This is a genomic window from Aeromonas genomosp. paramedia (genome assembly GCF_023093515.1).
In the GTDB taxonomy this organism is placed as follows: domain Bacteria; phylum Pseudomonadota; class Gammaproteobacteria; order Enterobacterales; family Aeromonadaceae; genus Aeromonas.
In genome coordinates this window covers 121,839-127,949 of sequence record NZ_JAAROG010000028.1, presented here as the reverse complement: position 1 = coordinate 127,949, position 6,111 = coordinate 121,839, and the positions used below count along the sequence as shown (strand labels likewise).

The 6,111-nt window shown below is 52.9% G+C and carries 11 protein-coding genes; all 11 read right to left on the bottom strand.

From position 1 onward, the window contains the following. Positions 1 to 135: 135 nt before the first annotated feature. The 11 genes from rplQ to rplR all read right to left on the bottom strand — a co-directional run bounded on the left by rplQ (position 136) and on the right by rplR (position 6,110). Positions 136 to 519 (bottom strand): 50S ribosomal protein L17, encoded by a 384-nt coding sequence (rplQ, locus tag HB860_RS20080; protein WP_005307999.1) that lies wholly within the window; start codon positions 517 to 519, stop codon positions 136 to 138. 43 nt (positions 520 to 562) lie between these two features. Further along, the gene (locus HB860_RS20075) at positions 563 to 1,552 is read right to left on the bottom strand and encodes a DNA-directed RNA polymerase subunit alpha (RefSeq protein ID WP_005307997.1); all 990 of its coding nucleotides are present in this window, start codon (positions 1,550 to 1,552) and stop codon (positions 563 to 565) included. Between the two features lie 25 nt (positions 1,553 to 1,577). Continuing rightward, positions 1,578 to 2,198: a 30S ribosomal protein S4 gene (gene rpsD, locus HB860_RS20070; RefSeq protein WP_010672568.1), complete on the bottom strand. Its 621-nt coding sequence runs from the start codon at positions 2,196 to 2,198 to the stop codon at positions 1,578 to 1,580. A 39-nt stretch (positions 2,199 to 2,237) separates the two neighbouring features. Further along, the gene (gene rpsK, locus HB860_RS20065; RefSeq protein WP_005319702.1) at positions 2,238 to 2,627 is read right to left on the bottom strand and encodes a 30S ribosomal protein S11; all 390 of its coding nucleotides are present in this window, start codon (positions 2,625 to 2,627) and stop codon (positions 2,238 to 2,240) included. Between the two features lie 14 nt (positions 2,628 to 2,641). Beyond that, on the bottom strand, positions 2,642 to 2,998 hold the full coding sequence (gene rpsM / locus HB860_RS20060) for a 30S ribosomal protein S13 (protein WP_125609091.1): 357 nt from the start codon (positions 2,996 to 2,998) through the stop codon (positions 2,642 to 2,644). Between the two features lie 139 nt (positions 2,999 to 3,137). Next, positions 3,138 to 3,251 carry a 50S ribosomal protein L36 gene (gene rpmJ / locus HB860_RS20055; protein ID WP_005319705.1) on the bottom strand — a complete coding sequence of 38 codons (114 nt, stop codon included), beginning with the start codon at positions 3,249 to 3,251 and terminating at the stop codon, positions 3,138 to 3,140. A gap of 27 nt (positions 3,252 to 3,278) precedes the next feature. Further along, positions 3,279 to 4,607 (bottom strand): preprotein translocase subunit SecY, encoded by a 1,329-nt coding sequence (gene secY / locus HB860_RS20050; RefSeq protein WP_005307989.1) that lies wholly within the window; start codon positions 4,605 to 4,607, stop codon positions 3,279 to 3,281. Positions 4,608 to 4,615: 8 nt separating this feature from the next. Continuing rightward, the gene (gene rplO, locus HB860_RS20045; RefSeq protein ID WP_025325390.1) at positions 4,616 to 5,053 is read right to left on the bottom strand and encodes a 50S ribosomal protein L15; all 438 of its coding nucleotides are present in this window, start codon (positions 5,051 to 5,053) and stop codon (positions 4,616 to 4,618) included. A 2-nt stretch (positions 5,054 to 5,055) separates the two neighbouring features. Beyond that, positions 5,056 to 5,235 carry a 50S ribosomal protein L30 gene (rpmD, locus tag HB860_RS20040; protein WP_005307985.1) on the bottom strand — a complete coding sequence of 60 codons (180 nt, stop codon included), beginning with the start codon at positions 5,233 to 5,235 and terminating at the stop codon, positions 5,056 to 5,058. 6 nt (positions 5,236 to 5,241) lie between these two features. Next, positions 5,242 to 5,742, bottom strand: coding sequence for a 30S ribosomal protein S5 (gene rpsE / locus HB860_RS20035; protein WP_005340605.1), 501 nt, complete (start codon positions 5,740 to 5,742; stop codon positions 5,242 to 5,244). Positions 5,743 to 5,756: 14 nt separating this feature from the next. After that, complete coding sequence (gene rplR, locus HB860_RS20030; RefSeq protein WP_025325389.1) at positions 5,757 to 6,110, bottom strand: 50S ribosomal protein L18; 354 nt, start codon at positions 6,108 to 6,110, stop codon at positions 5,757 to 5,759. Position 6,111 lies beyond the last annotated feature (1 nt).

The window sequence follows — 6,111 nt, the reverse complement described above, 5'->3', positions numbered from 1 at the left end:
GCAGTTGAGGCAGTTGAGGCAGTTGAGGCAGTTGAGGCAGTTGAGGCAGTTGAGGCAGTTGAGGCAGTTGAGGCAGTTGAGGCAGTATCAGAATCCATTAAAAGAAAAGCCGGGACAAGCCCGGCTTTTTCTTTATCACTCAGCAGCTGCTTCAGCAGCGGCCGGGCGGTCTACCAGCTCAATGTAAGCCATAGGGGCGTTGTCGCCTGCACGGAAACCGCATTTCAGAATGCGAGTATAACCGCCGGCGCGCTCCAGGTAGCGCGGGCCCAGTTCATTGAACAGCTTAGCCACGATCGCGTTATCGCGAGTACGGGCAAATGCCAGGCGACGATTAGCAACGCTATCAGTCTTGGCAAGGGTGATCAGCGGTTCAACTACACGACGCAGCTCTTTTGCCTTAGGCAGAGTCGTCTTGATGATCTCATGACGAACCAGGGAGCTGGCCATGTTGCGGAACATAGCCTGACGATGGCTGCTGTTCCGGTTCAGTTGACGACCACTCAAACGATGGCGCATGACCTTATCCTTCTAACTAAATCTGTGAAACCCGTAATCTGGATTACTCGTCAGCGATGCTGGCGGGCGGCCAGTTCTCAAGGCGCATGCCAAGAGACAGACCACGGGAGGCCAACACGTCCTTGATCTCAGTCAGGGACTTCTTACCGAGGTTAGGAGTTTTAAGCAACTCAACTTCGGTACGCTGTACCAGATCACCAATATAGTGGATAGCTTCTGCCTTCAGACAGTTCGCTGAACGAACTGTCAGCTCCAAATCATCGACAGGACGCAGCAGAATCGGATCAAACTCGGGTTTCTCTTCTTTCTTCTCGGGCACGCTGACATCGCGCAGATCCACGAAGGCTTCCAGCTGCTCGGCCAAAATAGTGGCAGAACGGCGAATGGCTTCTTCGGGATCCAGAGTACCATTGGTCTCCATGTCGATAACCAGCTTGTCCAAGTCGGTGCGCTGTTCCACACGTGCCGCCTCAACATTGTAGGCGATGCGAACGATGGGGCTGAACGCGGAGTCCAGCAGCAGGCGACCAATAGGACGCTCTTCATCATCGTTGTGAACACGAGCAGAAGCAGGCACATAACCACGACCGCGCTGAACTTTCAGACGCATGCTGATCTCAGCATTGGCCCCTGTCAGGTGGCAGATTACGTGCTCCGGGTTTACGATCTCGACTTCATCACCGTGAGTGATATCACCAGCGGTAACGGGGCCTGTTCCAGACTTGGTCAGGGACAGAGTTACCTCGTCCTTGCCTTCCAGCTTCACAGCGATACCTTTCAGGTTGAGCAGGATTTCAAGAATGTCTTCCTGTACACCTTCTTTGCTGCTGTACTCGTGCAGAACTCCGTCGATCTCGACTTCAGTAACTGCACAACCGGGCATAGATGACAGCAAAATACGACGCAGGGCATTACCCAGCGTGTGACCAAAGCCACGCTCAAGCGGCTCGAGAGTCACTTTCGCGTGAGTCGGGCTAACTTGCTCGATGTCAACTAGCCGCGGTTTAAGAAAATCTGTTACAGAACCCAGCATTGTGTCCTCTCTTTAGAAGCTAGCTTTACTTGGAGTAAAGCTCGACGATCAGCTGTTCGTTAATGTCGGCAGACAGGTCGGAACGCTCTGGCAGGCGCTTGAAAGCACCTTCCATCTTAGCAGCGTCAACCTCTACCCAAGTCGGCTTCTCGCGCTGACCAGCAACTTCCAGGGAAGCTTTGATACGCGCTTGCTTCTTAGCCTTCTCGCGAACGCAGATCACGTCCTCAGGGGATACCTGGAAAGAAGGAACATTCACAACGCGGCCGTTTACCATGATGGCTTTGTGGCTCACCAGCTGACGAGACTCAGCACGAGTGGCGCCGAAGCCCATGCGGTAGACGACGTTGTCCAGACGACCTTCCAGCAGCTGCAACAGGTTTTCACCGGTGTTACCCTTTTGACGGGCAGCGTCGCGGTAGTAGTTGCGGAACTGTTTTTCCAATACGCCGTAGATACGACGTACTTTTTGTTTCTCGCGCAGTTGCACGCCATAGTCGGACAGACGCGCTTTACGCGCACCGTGTTGACCAGGAACGGTGTCAATCTTGCACTTAGAATCAATCGCACGAACACCAGACTTCAGGAAGAGGTCGGTGCCCTCACGACGGCTAAGCTTAAGCTTAGGACCGATATATCTTGCCATCTTCTTTCTCCAACAATCCTAGACCAAGTAGCTACAGCGTTATACGCGGCGCTTCTTGGGAGGACGACAACCGTTGTGCGGGATCGGAGTCACATCAGTAATATTAGTGATGCGGAAACCAGCCGCGTTCAGAGCGCGGATGGAAGACTCACGACCGGGACCCGGACCTTTGACCATGACTTCCAGGTTCTTCACGCCGTATTCTTTGGCGATCTCACCAGCGCGCTCAGCAGCTACCTGGGCAGCAAACGGAGTGGACTTACGGGAACCACGGAAACCGGAACCACCAGAGGTAGCCCAAGACAGAGCATTGCCCTGACGGTCAGTAATGGTCACGATTGTGTTGTTGAAAGATGCATGAACGTGCGCAATACCGTCGCTCACTTGCTTTTTAACGCGCTTGCGAGCACGAGTCGGAGTTTTAGCCATTTTCTACCTTCCCGTTACTTCTTGATAGCCTTGCGCGGACCCTTACGGGTACGAGCGTTGGTCTTGGTACGTTGACCACGAACAGGCAGGCTACGACGGTGACGCAAACCACGGTAGCAACCCAGATCCATCAATCGCTTGATGTTCATGGAAATCTGACGACGCAGGTCACCTTCAACGGTGAATTTACCTACTTGTTCACGCAGACTCTCGATCTGAGTTTCGTCCAGGTCTTTAATTTTCACATTCTCAGCGATACCGGCTGCGGCACAGATGGCCTTGGAGCGGGTACGACCGACGCCATAAATCGCAGTCAACGCAATGACTGCATGCTTATGGTCAGGAATGTTAATGCCAGCGATACGGGCCACTATTCACTCCTACATATAGTAGATAACGACCACCACAAAGCCCGTGAGCGGATACGTGGCGGTCAACCAATACACAACAAAAGTTGGCTGGCTATATTAGCCAGCACAACTATTTGTTGCAAGTACTAACCGTAAAAAATTAGCCTTGGCGCTGTTTATGCTTTGGCTCGCTGCAAATCACACGCACCACACCGTGACGCTTGATGATTTTGCAGTTACGGCAGATTGCCTTAACGGAAGCACGAACTTTCATTGCTTAACTCCGTAACTACGCCGACCTTTAGCGGCCGTAGCCCTTCAGGTTGGCCTTCCTCAGGACGTCGCCATATTGATGAGACATCATATGGGTCTGAACCTGAGCCATGAAGTCCATGATAACTACCACGATAATCAGCAGCGAAGTGCCACCGAAGTAGAACTGTACGTTCCAGGCAGTCATCAAGAACTGGGGTACCAGACAGATAAAGGTTATATAGAGCGCACCTGCCAATGTCAGGCGAGTCATAACCTTATCGATGTAACGTGCTGTCTGCTCGCCCGGGCGGATCCCCGGGATAAAGGCTCCACTCTTCTTCAGATTATCTGCTGTCTCGCGGGGGTTGAACACCAGCGCGGTATAGAAGAAGCAGAAGAAGATAATGGCTGCTGCATAGAGCATCTCATACAAGGGTTGACCCGGCTGCAGGACCATAGAGACCTGTTGCAGGATATCAGCCACCTTGCCCTCGCCCTGACCAAACCAAGAGGTAATGGTCCCTGGGAAGAGGATGATGCTGGATGCGAAAATCGCAGGAATCACACCGGCCATATTCACTTTCAACGGCAGGTGTGTGCTTTGCGCGGCGAATACCTGGCGGCCTTGTTGACGCTTGGCATAGTTAACGACGATACGACGCTGACCACGCTCCACGAACACCACAAAGTAAGTCACTGCGAAAACAATCAAGCCCAGCAACAACAACAGCAGGATGTGCAATTCCCCTTGACGTGCCTGTTCGGCCGTAGCGCCAATGGCATGAGGCAGACCAGCAACGATACCCGTGAAAATAATCAGCGAGATACCATTACCAATCCCACGCTCGGTAATCTGTTCACCCAACCACATCAAGAACATGGTACCGGTGACCAGACTCACAACGGCTGTGAAATAGAAGCCCAAACCCGGATGAGTCACGAGTCCTTGCATCATATTCGGCAGACCGGTTGCAATACCAATGGCCTGGAACGTTCCCAAAACCAGCGTGCCCCAACGGGTATATTGGCTAATCTTGCGACGGCCGGATTCACCCTCTTTCTTGAGTTCAGCAAGAGCAGGATGAACCACAGTCAGCAGCTGGATAATGATCGACGCCGAAATATACGGCATGATCCCCAGCGCAAGAATAGAAGCACGCGAGAGTGCACCACCACTGAACATGTTGAACATCTCAATGATGGTGCCCTTCTGTTGTTGGAACAACTCGGCCAGTACGGCGGCGTCAATACCAGGAATCGGCACATAAGAGCCTGCGCGGAACACGATAATTGCCCCGAGAACGAAGAGCAGACGGCTCTTCAGTTCACTCAGACCACCTTGTGCTTTAACATCCAATCCTGGTTTCTTAGCCATTGTACTGATTATTCCTCGATTTTACCGCCAGCGGCCTCGATGGCTGCACGTGCACCTTTGGTGACGGACAGACCACGAACGGTCACAGCACGGTCAATGTTGCCAGACAGAACAACTTTAGCGAAAACGATGTTCTTGGTAACAACACCGGCTTGCTTCAGAGTGCTCAGATCGACCACATCACCTTCTACCAAGGCGATTTCGTTCAGGCGCACTTCGGCAGAAACCAAAGATTTGCGAGAGAAGAAACCGAACTTCGGCAGACGGATTTTCAAAGGCATCTGGCCACCCTCGAAACCGTTGCGGACTTTACCGCCACCGGAACGAGAAGTTTGACCTTTCACACCACGACCACCGGTCTTGCCCAGACCAGAACCGATACCACGGCCCGGACGGTGCTTAACACGCTTGGAACCAGCGGCCGGAGACAGAGTATTCAGACGCATGCTTAGCCCTCCACCTTAACCATGTAATAAACCTGGTTGATCATGCCGCGTACGCAGGGAGTATCTTCCAGCTCAACGGTGTGACCAATGCGACGCAGACCCAGACCACGCAGAGTCGCCTTGTGCTTTGGCAGACGGCCGATAGAGCTGCGAGTTTGAGTTACTTTTACAGTGTTAGCCATGTCGCATTACCCCAGAATTTCTTCAACGCGCAGACCACGCTTGGCAGCGATCTGTTCCGGTGATTGACCGTGAACCAGAGCGTCTACAGTTGCGCGAACAACGTTGATTGGGTTGGTGGAACCGTAGGTCTTGGCCAGCACGTTGTGGATACCGGCAACTTCCAGCACAGCACGCATGGCGCCGCCTGCAATGATACCAGTACCTTGTGAGGCCGGCTTCATGAACACGGTGGAACCGGAGTGAACACCGCGCACCGGGTGGTGCAGAGTGCCATTGTTCAGCTCAACCTTGTTCAGGTTACGCTTAGCCTGTTCCATTGCCTTTTGAATGGCAGCCGGAACTTCACGGGCCTTACCGTAACCGTAACCTACACGGCCGTTACCATCACCCACCACGGTCAACGCGGTGAAGGACATGATACGACCACCTTTAACAGTTTTCGAAACACGGTTTACTGCAATCAGCTTTTCTTGCAGTTCGCCGGCTTGAGATTCGACTTTAGCCATCTTCGACTCCTAGCTTAGAACTGAAGACCAGCGTCACGAGCAGCGGCAGCCAGAGCGGCTACACGACCGTGATACTTGAAACCGGAACGATCGAAAGATACGTTCTGAACGCCTTTGGCAATAGCACGCTCAGCGATTGCTTTACCTACAGCGGTAGCAGCATCTGCGTTACCGGTGTATTTAATAGCTTCACTGATGGCTTTCTCTACTGTAGAAGCAGAGGCCAGAACTTCGGAACCGTTGGCTGCGATAACCTGCGCATAGATATGACGCGGGGTACGGTGAACAACCAGACGGGTAGCTCCCAGTTCCTGCATCTTTTTCCGAGCACGAGTAGCACGACGGAGACGAGCTGCTTTCTTGTCCATA